Origin of the sequence: Salinicola avicenniae, assembly GCF_023736115.1 — a bacterium.
GTDB classification, from domain to species: domain Bacteria; phylum Pseudomonadota; class Gammaproteobacteria; order Pseudomonadales; family Halomonadaceae; genus Salinicola; species Salinicola avicenniae.
Genome location: NZ_JAKQZC010000001.1, coordinates 748,715 through 765,484 on the forward strand (window position 1 = coordinate 748,715; position 16,770 = coordinate 765,484).

Consider the following 16,770-nt stretch of genomic DNA (forward strand, 5'->3'; position numbering starts at 1 on the left):
GCGTTGCCCCGCCTCCACGCGAGGCAGTGCCCGAACCACGAAAAAACCCACCGCTAGGGTGGGTTTCGATAGCCGGTGCCGGGCGCCGGCACCGGTCAGCGCGAGACGGGCGCGATCAGCCCAGCAGCGCTTTGGCGCGTTTGACCACGTTGTCGACCGTGAAGCCGAAGTGCTTGAACAGGTCCGCACCCTTGCCGGATTCGCCGTAGGTGGTCATGCCCAGCACGTCGCCATCGAGGCCGACGTACTTGTACCAGGTCGACGGGATGGCCGCTTCGATCGCCAGGCGCTGGCGCACGCTGGACGGCAGCACCGACTCGCGATAGCTCGCGTCCTGGGCGTCGAACTCGGTGGTGCAGGGCATGGAAACGACGCGTACCTTGCGGCCTTCGCCTTCCAGTTCGGCGGCGGCATCCATCGCCAGGCCGACCTCGGAGCCGGTGGCGATCAGGATCAGCTCGGGCTGGCCGCCGTCGGCGTCCTTGAGCACGTAGCCGCCGCGGCGGATCTGCTTGAGCTGCTCGTCGCTGCGCGACTGCGCCGGCAGGTCCTGGCGCGAGAAGATGAGCGCGGTCGGGCCATTCTCGCGCTTGAGGCCTTCGACCCAGGCGGCCGCGGTTTCGGTCGCGTCGCACGGGCGCCAGGTTGCCAGTCCCGGCAGGTTGCGCAGGTCGGCAAGCTGCTCGATCGGCTGGTGGGTCGGGCCATCCTCGCCGACCCCGATGGAGTCGTGGGTGAAGACGTGGAGGATGCGGGTGTGCGACAGCGCCGACATGCGCACGGCGTTATGCATGTATTCCATGAACACGAGGAAGGTGGCGTCATAGGGGATGAAGCCGCCGTGGGTGGCGATGCCGTTGGCAATCGCGCCCATGCCGAACTCACGTACGCCGTAATGCAGGTAGCCGCCGTCGAAGTCCTCCTTGCGGATCGCCTTGGCGCCTTTCCACAGCGTCAGGTTGGAGGGGGCGAGGTCGGCGCTGCCGCCGAACAGTTCCGGCAGATCCGGGCCGAGTTCGTTGAGCACCGCGAGCGAGGCCTTGCGCGAGGCGAGTTTCTCGGATTTTTCCTGGGCGCGCTTGACCAGGGCGTCACCGTCGAAGCCGGCGGGCAGTTCGCCGTTGTAGCGACGCTTGAGCTCCTTCGCCAGCGCCGGGTAGGCCTTCTCGTAGGCGGCAAGCTTGGCGTCATACTCGGCTTCAAGCTTCTGGCCTTTCTCGTGGGCATCCCAGGCGGCGTAATAGTCGTCGGGAATCTCGAACGCCGGATAGGCCCAGTCCAGTTCCTGGCGTGCAAGGGCGACCTCTTCCTCGCCCAGCGCGGCGCCGTGGCTCTCTTCCTTACCCGCCTTGTTGGGCGAGCCGAAGCCGATCACCGTCTTGCAGATGATCAGGGTCGGCTTGTCGCTGAGCGACTTGGCTTCCTCGATCGCCTTGTTGATCTGCTCGGCGTCGTGGCCGTCGACGTCGCGCACCACGTGCCAGTCATACGCCTCGAAGCGTTGAGCGGTATCGTCGGTGAACCAGTCCTTCACCTCGCCGTCGATGGAGATGCCGTTGTCGTCATAGAATACGGTCAGATTGCCGAGCCCGAGGGTCCCCGCCAGCGAGCAGGCCTCGTGGCTGATGCCTTCCATCAGGCAGCCGTCGCCGGCGAAGACCCAGACGCGGTGGTTGACGATCTCGTGGCCGTCGCGGTTGAACTGTGCGGCGAGCGTGCGCTCGGCCACGGCCATGCCGATGCCATTGGCGAGACCTTGGCCCAGCGGCCCGGTGGTGGTCTCGATGCCGGCCGTATAGCCGTGTTCCGGGTGGCCGGGGGTCTTCGAACCGATCTGGCGGAAGTTCTTCAGCTCTTCCAGCGGCAGGTCGTAGCCGGTGAGGTGCAGCAGGGAGTAGTGCAGCATCGAGCCGTGACCGTTGGAGAGAATGAACCGGTCACGGTCCTCCCAATCGGGATTGCTCGGGTTGTGCTTGAGATGGTCGTTCCACAGCACTTCCGCGATGTCGGCCATGCCCATCGGCATGCCGGGGTGGCCCGAGTTGGCCTGCTGCACGGCGTCCATGGAAAGCGCGCGGATGGCGTTGGCTAGCTGACGGCGAGATGGCATTGGCTGTCAAATCCCTTGGATAGTAGATGGATGTCGGAGCGGTTCCGATCGCGCTCCTAGCGTGATCCGGCGAGCGCCGAAGCCTCCTCGACGATCGCCTCGAACGCGGCCGGATCATGGGCGAAACGCCCCAGAAACAACCCGTCGACCTGTCCTGCCAGCCGAGTCAACAGGTCGGGGCCGGCGCTGCCACCATAGATGACGCTGGCTGAAGGGTTCGAGCACAAGTGCTCGCGCAATCCCTGGCAGACCGCCGCGATGTGGTTAAGCGATGCCGGCTCGGCCGCGCCGATGGCCCAGTGCGGTTCATAGGCGACCACCAGTGGCAGCCGACGCTCGCTCTCGGTCGTGCGGGCAAGCGCGCTGTCGACCTGTGCGCGACAGGCGACGATAGCTGCTTCGGCGCCCTGGCGCGAATGCTCGCCGACGCAGAGCACCGGCGTCAGACGCTGCGCCAGCGCGGCCTGCGTCTTGGCGGCGACCGTGGCGTCATCCTCGCCGAATAGCCGGCGGCGTTCGGCATGGCCGATCTCGACGTGGCGGCAACCCATCTCGGCCAGCATGACTCCACTCACCTCGCCAGTATAAGCACCGTTCGACGCGTGATACAGGTTTTGGGCGCCGACGGCGATCGGCGAGTCGGCAAATATCTCGAGTGCCGGTGCGATGGCAGGAAAGCTCGGTAGCACGAACGGCGCCACGCGACCGTCACGGACGGCCGCGTGCGTGGCTACCCGATCGGCGACCTGTCGGCACCAGTCGAGCGTACGCTCGTAGCCGAAGTACATCTTGAAGCTGATGCCGAGCGTGATCGGTGCGCTTGCCATGCCGGCTCCCTGTGCGTGGCTGATGTTCGGCGGCCCGACCGGCGGTCGGGCGTTCGGTCAACATGGCTTCCCTCCGGTCCCTTCGATCAGGTCGTCGCCGTCGTGTGCTGTTCGATCACCGCGTGTATGGCGGTCAAGATCATGGCGAGTGACGTGGCCCCGGGGTCCGGCGTGCCAACGCTCTTCTCCGCCAGCGGGCGCGCCCGCCCGAGCTTTGGCTTGAGCGCCGCCGTATCGCTGGCCGCTTGCGTGGCGACCTCGCAGGCCCGCTGCCAGGCCGGTGCCAGTGCTTCGCCGGCATCCACTGCCTGCGACAATGCCTCGCTGAACGGGATCAGCGCGTCGACCAGCGTCTTGTCGCCGGGCTTCGCCTTGCCGAAGGCCATGACGTCATCCTTGGCCTTGGCGATACCTCGAGCGTAGTGCGTCGGCGTCGGTTCGTCATCGTCGCCCAGGGTCAGACTCAGTGCATTGAGCATCACGCCCCAGATCGCACCGGACGTGCCGCCGGCGCGGTCTGACCAGGCTTCCGCCGCCAGCCGCAGCAGTGTGCCGGCCCCGGCTTGACGGTCGACCGCCGACTCGGCGGCCTTGTCCGCTGCCACGGCGCCGCGCTGCATGCCGATGCCGTGATCGCCGTCTCCAGCGATCGCATCCATGCGGCCCAGTTCCTCGACGTTGTCGTCAACGACCTGGCGGGTCGCGCCGATCGCCTGCCGGAGGCAGCGCGCCGCGGCCATCGACGCTTCGCTCGCTGGCGGAATTTCATCGGCGTCGGGAATGTCGAGCTGGGAAGCATCGATCGGCGGTGCCGGGTTGAGGCTGCCCTTGCGATAGGCGGGGGTATCGCAAGGCGCTTTCCACAGCCGCTCCAGCTCTTCGTCGAGCCAGAACAGCGTCAGCGAAGCGCCGGCCATGTCGAGGCTGGTCACCAGTTCGCCCACCTCGGGTTCGACGATCTCCAGGCCTGCCTCTGTCAGTAGCTGGTTGACGCGTCGGTAGACGACGAACAACTCCTCGTACTTGATCGAACCGAGGCCGTTGAGCAGCACCGAGGTGCGAGCGCCGTGCACGCTGTCGATGCCGTCCGGGATCTCCTCCAGTAGATGCGATACCAGCAGCTCGGCCAGGTCGTCGGCCGTGGGGATGGCCTGTTCGCTGATGCCCGGTTCGCCGTGAATGCCGAGGCCCACTGCCATCTTGCCATCCGGCACGTGGAACAGGGCGTCGTCGGCGCCGGGCAGGGTACAGCCGTCGAAGGCTACGCCCATCGAACGTGTGCGCAGGTTCGCGGCACGCGAGACACGCACAACTTCTTCGAGCGAATAACCGGCTTCGGCTGCCGCTGCGGCCACCTTGAAGACGGTCAGGTCGCCAGCGATGCCGCGACGCTTGTGGAGTTCCTCCTGCTCGGCGCTGGAGACGTCATCGATCACCGCGACGATCTCGCACGGAATGCCTTCGCGGATCAGCCGCTCGCGGGCCTGACCAAAGTGCAATACGTCGCCGGCGTAGTTGCCGAAGCTCAAGAGAACGCCGCCGCCGTTGTTGGCCGCCTTGCAGACGTTATAGACCTGCTGCGCCGAGGGAGAGGCAAATAGGTTGCCCATGACGGCGCCGTGAGCGAGCCCCTGGCCGACCAGACCGGCGAAGGCCGGGTAGTGGCCCGAACCTCCGCCGATCACCACGGCGACGCTGCCTGGTTCGCTGCGGGTGCTGCGAATGACGCCGCCGGGGACCTGGCAGACGCGCTGGGTATGGGCGGCGACGAAGCCTTCGGTGGCCTCGTCGACGAAATTCACTGGGTCATTGAAGAGACGTGTCATGGCCGACGCTCCGGCAGGGGATGGATGCCCGGTCGCGATGCGCCCGATAGCGGTGATATCGCGACGTTGAGATTATGATCTTTGTGCGAACATTTGTTTGTCGCAGTCATGAGCACCATCATAGCGCTGGCATAATGTGCGGATATGCGACTTTGGTGGGTGTTTCGCGCTGATTTGGCGTGTCTCGGTTCAGTGGCGCCGCGCAGCGGCATGTCGATGAGGCCGCGGAGATACCTCGAATTGAGCGGCACCTGGCGGCTAGACTTTTGTTCATATGAAAACCATTTGTTCATATGAAGCATTGCTGTCTATGATGAACCGTGGTTCCGACACGCCATTGACCGGACGGGAGGTGAGTGATGGCACAGACATGGCGAGTGGCGCTCGGGTGCGACGAGGCCGCCTACGAGATGAAGCAGCAGATCATCGAGCACGTGCGTGCGCTGGGACACGAGGTCGAGGACTTCGGCACGCACGACGCGCAGCCGGTGCTCTACCCGGATATCGCCCTGGCAGTCGCTGAAGCGATCGCCGATGGCCGCTACGACCGCGGCATCCTGATGTGTGGCACTGGCATCGGCGTGGCGATCTCTGCCAACAAGGTGCCCGGCATTCGTGCCGCGCAGGCGCACGATACCTATTCGGCCGAGCGGGCACGCAAGAGCAACGATGCGCAGATCGTGACCATGGGTGCGCGCGTCATCGGCATCGAACTGGCAAAGACGATCGTCGACAGTTTTCTGAGTAACGAATTCGAGCCGGGTGGGCGGTCCCAGCCCAAGGTGGATCGCATCGAGGCCTACGAACGCGGGCAGCGCTGAACGCGTTGCCGGCGAGAGCGGCGTAAGGCTTCCGGCAGAGTGGAAACTGTCTAAGGCATCGTCGCCAAGTTCTGGTGCGGACGGATCGGATGAACGACGGAGCGCGGCTCGCCCAGGCGAGCCGCGCTTTTTTTATCTCGCCACCGCCATACAGGCGCTACGGGGCTTGATACCGAGCCGGTATCGCAGCGCCTCGTCGCGATCACGTATCCCGACGTCGGAGGCTGATTCTCGTCCGCGTCGCTGCCTGACGCGCTCTGGTGTAATCGATCTCTGGTTCAATCGATCTCCGATCTCGTCGGGCACTTCTTTCCGGTTCGCCTCTTGCACGCCTCTCGATGGCTCGCCGTTCCTCTGCCTCGGGTCGGCATGGGCTGCCGGGGTGATGCGTATCTTGCGCCCACGTTCTTTGGTCGTAGGGCGTCCTGAAGAGCGATTTTTCTCTTTCAAATTCAGTGCCTTGAATACCTTCGGCCAAAGTCGAAGAGGCGTTTTGTTGACTGTTAACAGTGATGCGGAATATTGCTGTAAGGGTAGTCGGGAGCGCAGGCATGATTCGCCTGGACTATCCCGAACGCTTTCAACGGCGGCTAAACGCCGGTGCCACGGCAGGGGGAGCCAGCATGAAGACATTCCGTTCACTTTCCAGACAAACACGACGCCAAAAGGCAGGTTTCGAAGCAGGCGAGATCGATTCGCTGCAGGCCACCACCTGGCGGCGGGCACTGGTCCTGGCCGTCGGTCTGACGGCCGGGGTCGCGGTCAGCGGCGCCCAGGCGGCGCAAACGCTGGTGCTGGGGCATGGGGCTGCGCCGGGCAATCCGCGCTCGCTGGCAGCCGAACACATGGCGGATCTGGTCGAGCAGTACAGCGAAGGCGACCTCACGCTGCGCATCCAGGGCTCCGAGCAGCTCGGCTCCGATGTGCAGATGCTGCAGCAAACGCAAAGCGGCGCGATCGGACTGACCGCCAACAGTCAGGGGTCGCTGGCTTCCATCGTGCCCAAGGCCAATGTCTTCGGGCTGCCGTTCCTGTTCGATTCGCCGCAGGCCGCCTGGGAGGTCGTGGATGGTCCGGTCGGCGACGAAGTAGAGGCTCAGGCCGAGGAGCGCGGTCTGAAAGTGCTCGCCTGGTGGGATAACGGCTTGCGTCAGTTCACCAACAACGTGCGCCCGATCGAGAAGCCGGCAGATCTGGCCGGGCTGAAGATGCGGACCTCCCAGGATGCCGTGACCATCGACACCCTCGGCGAGCTGGGCGCCAACCCGACACCGATGGCGTTCGGCGAGCTCTATGTCGCGCTCAAGCAGGGCACAGTGGATGGCCAGGAGAATCCGGTGGTCAACATCATGTCCTCGCATCTGGATGAGGTGCAGCAATACCTATCGCTCTCCGACTACCGCTACGAGACCACGCCGGTGGTGATCGGTATGCCGACCTGGCAGCGGTTGCCGGAGAAGGATCGCGAGGCGCTTCAGCGCGCCGCCCAGGAGTCCGCCGAGTTTCAGCGTCAGACGCTGATCGAGCAGACCGATGAGCTGCTGGCGCAGATCCGCGAAAGCGGCGCCATGGAGGTCAACAACGTGGATGCCGCCGCGTTCCGCGAGGCGACGCAGCCGGTCCTCGACACCTGGCAGGAGAAGCTGGGCGATATCGTCGAGCATGCGCGTCAGGCGGCCGACGAGGCCAACGCCCTCTGATCGCCGCGGGCCGGGCGGCAGCTCGGCCCGTCGGTCGCGCCGAGCGCCCAGTCGAAGGAGGCGACAATGACCCAGGGGTATAGCGTGATGAACGACAGAGACGACGCCCGAGTGCCGAAACCGTCGCTGACGCGATGGCTCGCTCGCAGCCGCGAGCTCTTCTACTGGCTTGGCAGTGTGGTGGTGGTGACGACCACGCTGGTGATCGGTGCCACGTTGATGGCGGGTGTCGTCGTCCGCTACTTCCTGTCGGGGTCGCTCGCCTGGGGTAACGAGCTGCCGGTGATCCTGTTTCCCTGGCTGATCATGGGTGGCGTGGTCATGGCGGCGGCGCGGCATCAGCATCTCGGTGTGGATTTCTTCCTTCGCAAGCTGCCGCTGCGGGCGGCTCGCCTGCTGATGGTGCTGGTTCAGCTCATGGTGATGGCGCTGATGGCGCTGCTGATCCAGCAGTCTTTTGTGCTGTTGACCTATATGCAGTATCAGACGACGCCGGTGCTGGGCTGGTCGGCAACCTGGGCCTTCTACAGCTTGCCGCTGGGCGCACTCGGCGTACTGCTGCTGGCGCTGGTCGACCTCATTGGCTTGGCCAGCGGGGTCGAGTCGCCAGTCGAGGAGGAAGCCCCATGACATTGATCGCCCTGCCGCTGTTCCTGCTGCTGCTGGCGCTGGCGCTGCCGATCGGTTACGCCCTGCTGGGCGCGAGCAGCATCGGGATTGCGCTGAGCGGCAGCTATCCGCTGTCGATCGCCGCCCAGCGTTTCTTCGATGCCACCCAGAGCTCGCTGCTGCTGGCGATACCGTTCTTCATTCTGGCCGGCGAACTGCTGATCGCCGGGACGCTGGGGCAGCGCATCATTCACTTTGCCGGACTGCTGGTCGGTCGCGTGCGCGGTGCGCTGGGGCAGGTGAGCGTGGTGACCTCGATGCTGTTCGCGGGCGTTTCCGGATCGGCCGTGGCGGATGCGTCGGCGCTGGGCTCGGTGCTGATTCCGTGGCAGAAGCGCGAGGGCTATCCCGGCCCCTTCGCTGCGGCGGTCAACTCGGCGAGTTCGGTAATCGGCGTGATCATTCCGCCGTCGATTCCGCTGATCATCTATTCCAGCGTGGCGCAGGTGTCGGTTGGTACGCTCTTTCTGGCCGGCGTGATCCCGGGGCTGATCTTCGGCGGTGCCAGCCTGATCGCGGTCTACCTGATCGCCCGTCGCGGCAACTATCCGCGCAGCGAGCAGCCCTTCTCGCTGGTGGCGGTGACGCGTGGCCTGCTCAGCTCACTGCCGGCGCTGCTGATGCCGGTGATCATTCTCGGGGCGCTGATCGGCGGCGTCGCCACGCCGACCGAGATCAGTGTCGTCGCGGTCTTTTACGCCCTGGTCGTCAGGCTCTGCTATCGCGACCTTTCGCCGCGCGGGCTGCTGGGCTCGGTGCTGAGTGCCGGACGGGCGACCGGTGCCGTGATGCTGCTGATCATGGCCTCCTCCGTGCTGGGCTGGATCATGACGGTGGACCAGCTGCCGTCGCGGCTGGTGGCTTTCGTCGACTCGCTGGGGTTGGCGGACGTGCTGATCATTCTGTTCATGAACCTGCTGATGCTGGTGGTCGGTGCGGTAATCGACATGACGCCGGCCATCCTGCTGCTGGCGCCGATCATGATTCCGCTGGCCGAGTCGATCGACATGAGCCTGATCCAGCTCGGCATCATGATGGTGCTCAATCTGGCCATCGGCCTGTTCACGCCGCCGGTCGGCACGACACTGTTCATCTCGTCGTCGATAGCCGGCGTGCGTATCGAGCAGACCGCCAGGGCACTGGTGCCGTTCTACCTGTTCGCGCTGCTGGTGCTGGTACTGGTGAGCTACGTGCCGGCGCTCTTCCCGATGGGGTAAACCCGAGGAGCCGGCGGCATGCCGGCGCTATCAGGCGTCGCGTCATGTCTCGATTTATTGTTAACAGTCAACAATTAGGTGAGGTCGCGGGTTTGCCCGGTGTGGCGATGCGTGTGTCGTGAACCACGACGACGAACGACATCCCTGAATGAACGATTTTAATGACCGCGCGGGAAAGGCGCCGAGCCGGCCCCGTCATCGATGGAGTTAACGCCATGAGTACAGCATTGCCTTCGGCCGAGCGCCTACGTGCCATCGGCATGTCGGTGAGTACCGCCGCCTGGGATGGTTATGACTGGCCCGAGATCCTCGACTCGATGCAGCGCCTGGGCATTGCCGACGTCGAGCTGGCCTTTATCAAGGGGTACGTCAGCGAATTCACCGATGCCGACCTCAACGATGCGCTGGCGCGACGGCTCGTCGACGAACTGGCCCGGCGCGGACAGCGCTGCACGGTGCTGTCCGCGCATATCGACCTGGGCGAGCCCGGGGCCGGCGAGAGCCTGGCGGTGCGCATCCGTTTCGCCGCCGCGCTGGGTGCGCGGTATCTGATCACCAACGCCGCGAGCCTGGCAGGGCGGGCGACTTTCGACCGCGATCTCGAAGGGATGATCGACGCGGCCCGCGCGGCCGGCGTGAAGCTACTGTTCGAGAACCCCGGCGACGGTCGCGACAACCTGATCAATGCGGCGGACGACCTCCCCGCCTTTCTGGCGCGGCTGGATCGCGCCGCCGCCGGCATCAACTACGACCCCGGCAACCTGATTTCCCATCGTCCGGCGCTGTCGCCGGAGGCGGATGCTCAGGCGGCGATCCCGCTGAGCGACCACCTGCATCTCAAGGCGGTCACGCGGGTCGCCGACGGATACCGCTTCGAGGCGCTCGGCGAGGGCGATATCGACTATGCCCCGATCGTCGCCGCGCTGGCATCCCGAGCGCTGCCGTTCAGCCTCGAGCTACCTTTCCGGCTGCGCCGCGACACCCAGGCACAGCCCGACAAACTGGCCGAGCCACTGCCGCTCGAGGTGATCGAGAGCGGTGTCGCGGCATCGTTGCGCTTCATGGCGCAGCATCATCCCGGCCTTCAGGCCAACGACCTTTCTACCCGCTCTGGAGAGACGCAATCATGAACGGACTGCTCGACAACAAGGTCTGCATCATTACCGGTGGTGCCGGCCCGCGTGGCATCGGCAAGGCGACGGCGCGCCTGTTTCACGAACAGGGTGCCACGGTGGTGATCGCCGATCTGGATCTGGAACAGAGCCGGCAGGCCGCCGCCGACATCGGTGCCGAGCGAACGCTGGGCGTCGTTTGCGATGTCACTGACAAGGCCTCCTGCGAGGCGGCGGCGCAAGCCGTAAAAGACGCTTTTGGGCGGATCGACGTGTTGATCAACAATGCCGGCATTACCCAGCCGCTGAAAACGCTGGAGATCACGCCGGAAAACTACGAGCAGGTCACCGACGTGAGCCTGCGCGGCATGCTCTACATGTCGCAGGCGGTGCTGCCGTACATGGTCGAGCAGCAGGGCGGGGCGATCGCCAATACCTCCTCGGTGTCGGCACAGCGCGGCGGCGGTATCTTCGGCGGTCCGCACTACAGCGCCGCCAAGTCCGGCATGCTGGGGCTGTCGAAGGCGATGGCGCGAGAGTTCGGGGTGCATAACATCCGCGTCAACTCGGTCACGCCGGGGCTGATCCAGACCGATATCAATGCCGGCAAGATCTCCGGCGAGATGCAGGAAAAAATTCTCGCCAATATTCCGCTCAACCGCCTGGGGGATGCTCAGGATGTGGCTCGCGGCTTCCTGTTCCTGGTCTCCGAGCTTTCTTCCTATACCACGGGCGCGGCGCTGGATATCAACGGCGGCATGCATATGTACTGATGCCGAACAGCCGTGCGTCGGGCGGTTGTCTTGCGGCGGGTCGATCTCGGTCACCCGGGTAACGTTGTCGTGACGCGGACCTACGAGTCCGCGTCCGACGTTTCGTAAGCCGAGACCAGTCTGGCGACCGCTTCTCGCATATGTCGCTGGAGTTCGTCCTCGATCTCGCCGGGGTCTCCTCGTTCGAGCGTATCGACGATGAGGTGGTGGCGGTCGGCGGACATGTTGCGCAGCGCGCGATCGAGACCGGCCTGCATCACCGAGATGCGGATGGCGCCCTCGAGCGACAGCCAGGTGGTCAGCAGTGCCGGATTGCCGCTCTGTTCGCACAGGGTGCGGTGAAAATCGAGATCGGCTTCGATCTGTTCGCCAAGATCCCCCTCGACGCGCTGCAGCCGTGCCAGCGCCTCGCGCAGGTGCGCTAGGCGCTGGGCGTGGTCCGGCTGTGCCCGCAGCCGCTGGGCCGCCAGCACCTCGAGCGCCGTGCGCACTTCATAGATGTGTCCCAGTTCGGCCTTGTCGATGGCTCTCACGCTGAGCTGCCCGCGCGGGCCGGCCACGAGCAAGCCTTCCTGCTCAAGGCGGCGCATCGCTTCCCGCAGGGTGCCTCGACTGACGCCGAAGGCTTCCGAAAGCTCCGTCTCGACCAGGTGTTGGCCGCTGTGCAGCTGGCCGGACGTGATCGCGGCGCGTAGCCCATCCAGGCACTGGTCGCGCAGGGTCGTGCGTTTCAGGTTACGAATCATGGAGGGCTCATCGTTTGGGCTCAGGAGTGAATATTCGAGTTTGTTTGTAAACTGTCAACAGCGACTCGTAAATGAACAAATGTTCTATTCGCGTTCAGAAAGCACAGGGCGATTTGACTCTAATGTTAACAGTTAACATTAAATATCGCCGAATAACTTTAGTCGCAATATCCTGGGCAGTTGGGTTTTTATATTTTTTAAAACAATGATTTATTTTTGTTTACCTAAAGTATGAGGCGTCGTTTTTCCGTGGAGTGTTGAAGTTGTCCGGGCGGTGGGGCTAAAAACATATGAACTTCAAATGAGCATGTGTTTGCTTCCGGAGACTCTCATGGCCGAATCTACCACCGCGTCCCCCCAAACCGCCGCTACCGGCGACATCCCGCGCACGATGAAAGCTGTGGTCGCTTACGCCCCCGGTGACTATCGCTACGAGGAGGTTCCCGTTCCCGAGATCGATGACAAGGAAATTCTGGTCAAGGTCGAGGGATGCGGCATCTGCGCCGGCGATATCAAGTCTTACGACGGCGCCCCCAGCTTCTGGGGCGACGAGACACAACCGGCTTATATCAAGGCGCCGATGATTCCCGGCCACGAGTTTATCGGCCGGGTGGTCAAGGTCGGCGCGGCGGTCGAAGGCTACCAGCCCGGGGATCGAGTCATCTCCGAGCAGATCGTGCCGTGCTGGGAGTGCCGCTTCTGCGGGCGCGGACAGTACTGGATGTGCGAGAAGCACGACCTCTACGGCTTTCAGAACAACGTCAATGGCGGCATGGCCGAGTACATGAAGTTCACCAAGGAGGCGATCAACTACCACGTGCCGGAAGAGCTGCCGCTGGAGAAGGCGATTCTGATCGAGCCGTACGCCTGTTCGCTGCACGCGGTGCAGCGCGCGAAGATCGAACTCGGCGACGTGGTGGTGCTCTCCGGTGCGGGCACGCTGGGCCTCGGCATGGTCGGCGCGGCGAAGAAGGCCGGCGCCGAGAAGCTGATCGTGCTCGATCTGTTCGACGATCGGCTGGCGCTGGCCGAGCAGTTCGGTGCCGATCTGACCCTCAATCCGAAACGTGACGATGTGGTGTCGATCATCAAGGAGATGACCGGCGGCTATGGCTGCGACGTCTACATCGAGGCGACCGGTCACCCGACCTCGGTCGAGCAGGGACTGTCGATGATTCGCAAGCTCGGCCGCTTTGTCGAGTTCAGCGTGTTCAAGGACCCGGTCAGTGTCGACTGGAGCATCATCTCCGACCGCAAGGAGCTCGATGTGCTCGGCTCGCATCTTGGCCCTTACTGCTATCCGCTGGTCATCGAAGGCATCCGTAACGGTGACTTCCCCACCGACGGCGTGGTGACTCACCAGTTGCCGCTGGAGAAGTACGAGGAGGGCTTCGAGCTCATGAAGCACGGGGCGAAGTCGCTGAAGATCGTGCTGATTCCCTGAACCGAACCGCCGTGCGAAGAGGAGGCCTGACATGAGTGCAACCGTCGCCAGCCGGCCGATATCCCCCGGCAAGTCGCGCCGACGTCTGATCCTCGGCGTCGTCGCGGTCGCGGTCATTGCCGCGATGGCCTGGGATACCACGGTGGTCGAGATCGGCACCGAAGCGGAACTGGCCGGGGGCTTCTCGGCCGACACCTACGGCAGCGAACACTTTCCTGCCATTCGCGAGAGCATCGAGGCGCGTGCCGTGCCCGCCGAGGAACTGGCGGCGGCGGTGCTAGAGGATGCGACCGCTGCCGGTCAGCAGTATGGCGTCGGCGACGGCTTCGGGCCGGTGGTGCCGGTGACGTTCACCGGCACGCTCGGTGAGGCGCGCTCCGGCGTCTACACGGTGGCTGTCGAGGGCGTGCCCGACGACATCGGCGTGCGCCTGCAGACGGGGCCGGCGATCAACGGGACCGATCTGCGCGATGCCACCGGCGAGATCGCCTTCAGCCAGTTCACCAACCAGATCGAATACCAGAACGCGGGCGCTTCGATCAACGATGCCATGAAGCAGGCCGTGCTGGCCGATCTCGATACCGCCAGCCTGAGTGGCGAGACGGTGAAGGTAACGGGCGTGTTCAAACTGATCAATCCCAAGAACTGGCTGGTGACGCCGGTCCGGCTGGAGGTGCAGTGATGGCTTCCCGTTCCACGCCTCACGCTCGGCACGCCGTGGTCGAGCCTACCGCCGCCGGGGCGCATGCCAACGGCGCGGGCCATCACGACGAGGCGATCGTGCTGTCGGCGCGCGATGTCGCCAAATCCTTCGGCAGCGTACAGGCGCTCAAGACCGTCAACTTCGATGTCTATCGCGGTCAGGTGACTACGCTCTTCGGCGAGAACGGTGCTGGCAAGTCGACACTGATGAAGATTCTCTCCGGTGTGATCCAGCCTACCGACGGCGAGATCCTGCTCGAAGGGGAGCCGGTGCGCTTTGCCTCGACTACCGATGCACAGCGTCTGGGTATCTCGATCATCCATCAGGAGCTGAGCCTCGCGCCCAACCTGAGCGTGCGCGACAACATCTTCATGGGGCGTGAGATCAAGGGGCCCACGGGCATCGACTATGCCGAGGAGGCACGCCAGACCCGGGCGTTGATGGAAGAACTCGACGAGCCGATCGATCCGCTGACGCCGGTCGAGGATCTGCGGCTGGGGCAACAGCAGATTGTCGAGATCGCCCGTGCGCTCTCGGTCGATTCGCGCATTCTGATCATGGACGAGCCGACGTCGGCGCTATCGGCGTCGGAGGTCGAGGTGCTGTTCCGGGTCATCCGCGACCTGAAAAGTCGCGGTGTGTCCATCGTCTACATCTCCCACCACCTCGAGGAGGCGCTGACCATTACCGATCACGCGGTGGTGCTGCGTGACGGGGTGATGACCGCTTACGCCCGCCGCGCCGAGATCGACCTCGAGTGGATCGTACGCAACATGGTCGGCGAGAACTTCGATCTCGGCTCGCCGCCGGCCGGCTATGCCCTGGGCGAGGTGGCACTCTCCATCGAGGATCTGAGCGTCGCCGATTCCAGCGTGTCGGAGCGGTCGGTGGTCGATCACCTGTCGCTCGAGGTGCGTGCCGGTGAAATCGTCTGCCTCTACGGGCTGATGGGCGCCGGGCGCACCGAGCTGCTGGAGTGCGTGGCCGGCCGGGTGCCGTCGAGCGGCGGTCAGGTGAGGCTGGAAGGGGAGGACGTTTCCCACCTGAGTATCGCCGAACGAATCGAGAAGGGCCTGGTGCTGGTGCCGGAAGATCGCCAGCGCGACGGTCTGGTACAGACGATGTCGGTCGGCGAGAACCTGTCGCTGGCGAGCATCAAGGCATTTACCAAGGGGCTGTTGACCTCCGGGCGGCGCGAGCGAGGGGTGGTCGAGGAGTCGATCGCCAATGTCCACATCAAAACCGACGGCCCGCGCGCCGAGATCGGCTCGCTCTCGGGCGGCAACCAGCAGAAGGTCGTCATCGGCAAGATGCTTGCCACCCATCCGCGCGTCGTGCTGCTCGACGAGCCCAGCCGAGGCATCGATATCGGCGCCAAGGCGGAGGTGTTCAAGTTGCTGGCGGAAGGCGCGGCCAGCCAGGGCCTGGCGGTCATCTTTTCCACCTCCGAGGTCGGCGAGTGCCTGAGCATTGCTCACCGCATCGTCGTCATGAGCCGCGGGCGCATCGCCGCGGAGTTCGGCGCCGACATCTCCAAGGAACAGATCATGGCAGCCTCCGGCGAGGCCGTGGTCGCCTGAAGACGCAAGACGAGGCGTCGGTCGCCCGACCACAACACACGAGAGCGCTTTGACGCGAAGGGAGTTTTGATTATGTCCAAGCAACGCCAGGCGCCTGTGCGCCAGCGTGGCGGCTTCGATCTCGGGCGCCTGCTGCTCGAGGGGCGCGCGTTCTTCGCCCTGATCGCGATCATCGTGATCTTCTCGCTGCTGTCGCCGGTCTACTTCACGACCAACAACTTTCTAACCATGTCGTCGCACGTGGCAATCTTCGGCCTGCTCTCGATCGGCATGCTGCTGGTGATCCTGACGGGAGGCATCGATCTGTCGGTGGGGTCGACGCTGGGGCTGGCCGGCGTGGTGGCCGGCTTCCTGATGCAGGGCGTCACCTTCGACCTGTTCGGGGTCACGCTCTACCCGCCGGTGTGGGTGGTGGTCATCCTGACCTGCGGCGTCGGTGCGCTGATCGGTGCCATCAACGGTGTTCTGATCGCCTACTTCAAGGTGCCGGCCTTCGTGGCCACGCTAGGGCTGCTCTACGTCGCGCGCGGCGTGGCGCTGCTGATGACCGACGGCTTGACCTACAACAACCTCGGCGGCCAGCCCGAGCTCGGCAACACCGGCTTCGACTGGCTTGGCTTCAACCGCCTGCTCGGCGTGCCGGTGGGGGTGTGGGTACTGGCGCTGGTCGCCATCGTCACGCTGCTGGCGCTGGCGCGTACACCCTTCGGCCGCTGGGTCTATTCCACCGGTGGCAATGCCCGTGCGGCGGAGCTTTCGGGCGTACCGGTCAAGCGCGTGCAGGTGTCGGTCTACGTGCTCTCCGGTATCTGCGCGGCGATTGCCGGGCTGGTGCTCTCTTCCCAGCTGACCTCCGCCGGGCCGACGGCCGGTACAACCTACGAACTGACCGCGATCGCCGGCGTGGTCATCGGTGGGGCGGCGCTGACCGGTGGGCGAGGCAACGTGCGCGGCACGCTGCTGGGCGCGTTCGTGATCGGCTTTCTCTCCGATGGCCTGGTCATCATCGGTGTCTCCTCCTACTGGCAGACCGTCTTCACCGGCGCCGTCATCGTCCTGGCCGTGCTCCTGAACAGCATCCAGTACGGCGGGCGGCGCAAGCGGGCCGCCCCTGCCTCGCCTTCTTCTCCTGCCTCGGCGCCACCGTCAACGACGGATCGGGAGCCTGCCGCGGCCGACGGGAAAAGCGCCGGCAAGCCGGCGGTCCAGCACTGATCGAGCGGCGCCCGTGATGGGCGCCAT

Annotated in this window: 14 protein-coding genes; 10 read left to right on the forward strand and 4 right to left on the reverse strand. The window is 64.7% G+C overall.

Features of this window, described 5'->3' with window-relative positions; genetic code table 11:
• Window positions 1-115: 115 nt before the first annotated feature.
• The 3 genes from tkt to MC381_RS03410 form a co-directional block, all read right to left on the reverse strand.
• Window positions 116-2,110 carry a transketolase gene (gene tkt / locus MC381_RS03400; RefSeq protein WP_251976311.1) on the reverse strand — a complete coding sequence of 665 codons (1,995 nt, stop codon included), beginning with the start codon at window positions 2,108-2,110 and terminating at the stop codon, window positions 116-118.
• A 56-nt stretch (window positions 2,111-2,166) separates the two neighbouring features.
• On the reverse strand, window positions 2,167-2,937 hold the full coding sequence (locus MC381_RS03405) for a triose-phosphate isomerase family protein (protein WP_251976312.1): 771 nt from the start codon (window positions 2,935-2,937) through the stop codon (window positions 2,167-2,169).
• A gap of 86 nt (window positions 2,938-3,023) precedes the next feature.
• Entirely contained in the window at window positions 3,024-4,763 is a 1,740-nt protein-coding gene (locus MC381_RS03410) for a dihydroxyacetone kinase family protein (RefSeq protein WP_251976313.1), read from the reverse strand.
• A 359-nt stretch (window positions 4,764-5,122) separates the two neighbouring features.
• Here MC381_RS03410 and rpiB point away from each other — a divergent pair, with 359 nt between their 5' ends.
• The 6 genes from rpiB to MC381_RS03440 all read left to right on the forward strand — a co-directional run bounded on the left by rpiB (window position 5,123) and on the right by MC381_RS03440 (window position 11,055).
• Window positions 5,123-5,584, forward strand: a complete 462-nt coding sequence (rpiB, locus tag MC381_RS03415; protein ID WP_251976314.1) for a ribose 5-phosphate isomerase B — start codon at window positions 5,123-5,125, stop codon at window positions 5,582-5,584.
• A gap of 551 nt (window positions 5,585-6,135) precedes the next feature.
• The gene (locus tag MC381_RS03420; protein WP_251976315.1) at window positions 6,136-7,284 is read left to right on the forward strand and encodes a TRAP transporter substrate-binding protein; all 1,149 of its coding nucleotides are present in this window, start codon (window positions 6,136-6,138) and stop codon (window positions 7,282-7,284) included.
• A 66-nt stretch (window positions 7,285-7,350) separates the two neighbouring features.
• On the forward strand, window positions 7,351-7,914 hold the full coding sequence (locus MC381_RS03425) for a TRAP transporter small permease (protein ID WP_251976316.1): 564 nt from the start codon (window positions 7,351-7,353) through the stop codon (window positions 7,912-7,914).
• Complete coding sequence (locus MC381_RS03430; RefSeq protein ID WP_251976317.1) at window positions 7,911-9,170, forward strand: TRAP transporter large permease; 1,260 nt, start codon at window positions 7,911-7,913, stop codon at window positions 9,168-9,170. The genes MC381_RS03425 and MC381_RS03430 overlap by 4 nt, the downstream gene beginning before the upstream one ends.
• 215 nt (window positions 9,171-9,385) lie before the next feature.
• Window positions 9,386-10,300 carry a sugar phosphate isomerase/epimerase family protein gene (locus tag MC381_RS03435; RefSeq protein ID WP_251976318.1) on the forward strand — a complete coding sequence of 305 codons (915 nt, stop codon included), beginning with the start codon at window positions 9,386-9,388 and terminating at the stop codon, window positions 10,298-10,300.
• Window positions 10,297-11,055, forward strand: coding sequence for an SDR family NAD(P)-dependent oxidoreductase (locus MC381_RS03440; protein WP_251976319.1), 759 nt, complete (start codon window positions 10,297-10,299; stop codon window positions 11,053-11,055). The genes MC381_RS03435 and MC381_RS03440 overlap by 4 nt, the downstream gene beginning before the upstream one ends.
• 80 nt (window positions 11,056-11,135) lie before the next feature.
• Here the strand turns inward: MC381_RS03440 and MC381_RS03445 are convergent, their stop codons facing one another.
• On the reverse strand, window positions 11,136-11,801 hold the full coding sequence (locus MC381_RS03445) for a GntR family transcriptional regulator (RefSeq protein ID WP_251976320.1): 666 nt from the start codon (window positions 11,799-11,801) through the stop codon (window positions 11,136-11,138).
• 331 nt (window positions 11,802-12,132) lie between these two features.
• Here MC381_RS03445 and MC381_RS03450 point away from each other — a divergent pair, with 331 nt between their 5' ends.
• The 4 genes from MC381_RS03450 (at window position 12,133) to MC381_RS03465 (ending at window position 16,743) form a co-directional block, all read left to right on the forward strand.
• Window positions 12,133-13,245, forward strand: coding sequence for an MDR/zinc-dependent alcohol dehydrogenase-like family protein (locus tag MC381_RS03450; protein WP_251976321.1), 1,113 nt, complete (start codon window positions 12,133-12,135; stop codon window positions 13,243-13,245).
• A gap of 31 nt (window positions 13,246-13,276) precedes the next feature.
• Window positions 13,277-13,927: a DUF2291 family protein gene (locus MC381_RS03455; RefSeq protein WP_251976322.1), complete on the forward strand. Its 651-nt coding sequence runs from the start codon at window positions 13,277-13,279 to the stop codon at window positions 13,925-13,927.
• Window positions 13,927-15,528 carry a sugar ABC transporter ATP-binding protein gene (locus tag MC381_RS03460; protein WP_251976323.1) on the forward strand — a complete coding sequence of 534 codons (1,602 nt, stop codon included), beginning with the start codon at window positions 13,927-13,929 and terminating at the stop codon, window positions 15,526-15,528. Before MC381_RS03455 ends, MC381_RS03460 begins: the two co-directional genes overlap by 1 nt.
• A gap of 72 nt (window positions 15,529-15,600) precedes the next feature.
• Window positions 15,601-16,743 carry an ABC transporter permease gene (locus tag MC381_RS03465; protein ID WP_251976324.1) on the forward strand — a complete coding sequence of 381 codons (1,143 nt, stop codon included), beginning with the start codon at window positions 15,601-15,603 and terminating at the stop codon, window positions 16,741-16,743.
• Window positions 16,744-16,770: the final 27 nt, after the last annotated feature.

Bases quoted from the DNA above. Each gene is read 5' to 3' on its own strand.
- tkt (WP_251976311.1), bottom strand. From the start codon at position 2,110: ATGCCATCTCGCCGTCAGCTAGCCAACGCCATCCGCGCGCTTTCCATG.
- MC381_RS03405 (WP_251976312.1), bottom strand. From the start codon at position 2,937: ATGGCAAGCGCACCGATCACGCTCGGCATCAGCTTCAAGATGTACTTC.
- MC381_RS03410 (WP_251976313.1), bottom strand. From the start codon at position 4,763: ATGACACGTCTCTTCAATGACCCAGTGAATTTCGTCGACGAGGCCACC.
- rpiB (WP_251976314.1), top strand. From the start codon at position 5,123: ATGGCACAGACATGGCGAGTGGCGCTCGGGTGCGACGAGGCCGCCTAC.
- MC381_RS03420 (WP_251976315.1), top strand. From the start codon at position 6,136: ATGATTCGCCTGGACTATCCCGAACGCTTTCAACGGCGGCTAAACGCC.
- MC381_RS03425 (WP_251976316.1), top strand. From the start codon at position 7,351: ATGACCCAGGGGTATAGCGTGATGAACGACAGAGACGACGCCCGAGTG.
- MC381_RS03430 (WP_251976317.1), top strand. From the start codon at position 7,911: ATGACATTGATCGCCCTGCCGCTGTTCCTGCTGCTGCTGGCGCTGGCG.
- MC381_RS03435 (WP_251976318.1), top strand. From the start codon at position 9,386: ATGAGTACAGCATTGCCTTCGGCCGAGCGCCTACGTGCCATCGGCATG.
- MC381_RS03440 (WP_251976319.1), top strand. From the start codon at position 10,297: ATGAACGGACTGCTCGACAACAAGGTCTGCATCATTACCGGTGGTGCC.
- MC381_RS03445 (WP_251976320.1), bottom strand. From the start codon at position 11,801: ATGATTCGTAACCTGAAACGCACGACCCTGCGCGACCAGTGCCTGGAT.
- MC381_RS03450 (WP_251976321.1), top strand. From the start codon at position 12,133: ATGGCCGAATCTACCACCGCGTCCCCCCAAACCGCCGCTACCGGCGAC.
- MC381_RS03455 (WP_251976322.1), top strand. From the start codon at position 13,277: ATGAGTGCAACCGTCGCCAGCCGGCCGATATCCCCCGGCAAGTCGCGC.
- MC381_RS03460 (WP_251976323.1), top strand. From the start codon at position 13,927: ATGGCTTCCCGTTCCACGCCTCACGCTCGGCACGCCGTGGTCGAGCCT.
- MC381_RS03465 (WP_251976324.1), top strand. From the start codon at position 15,601: ATGTCCAAGCAACGCCAGGCGCCTGTGCGCCAGCGTGGCGGCTTCGAT.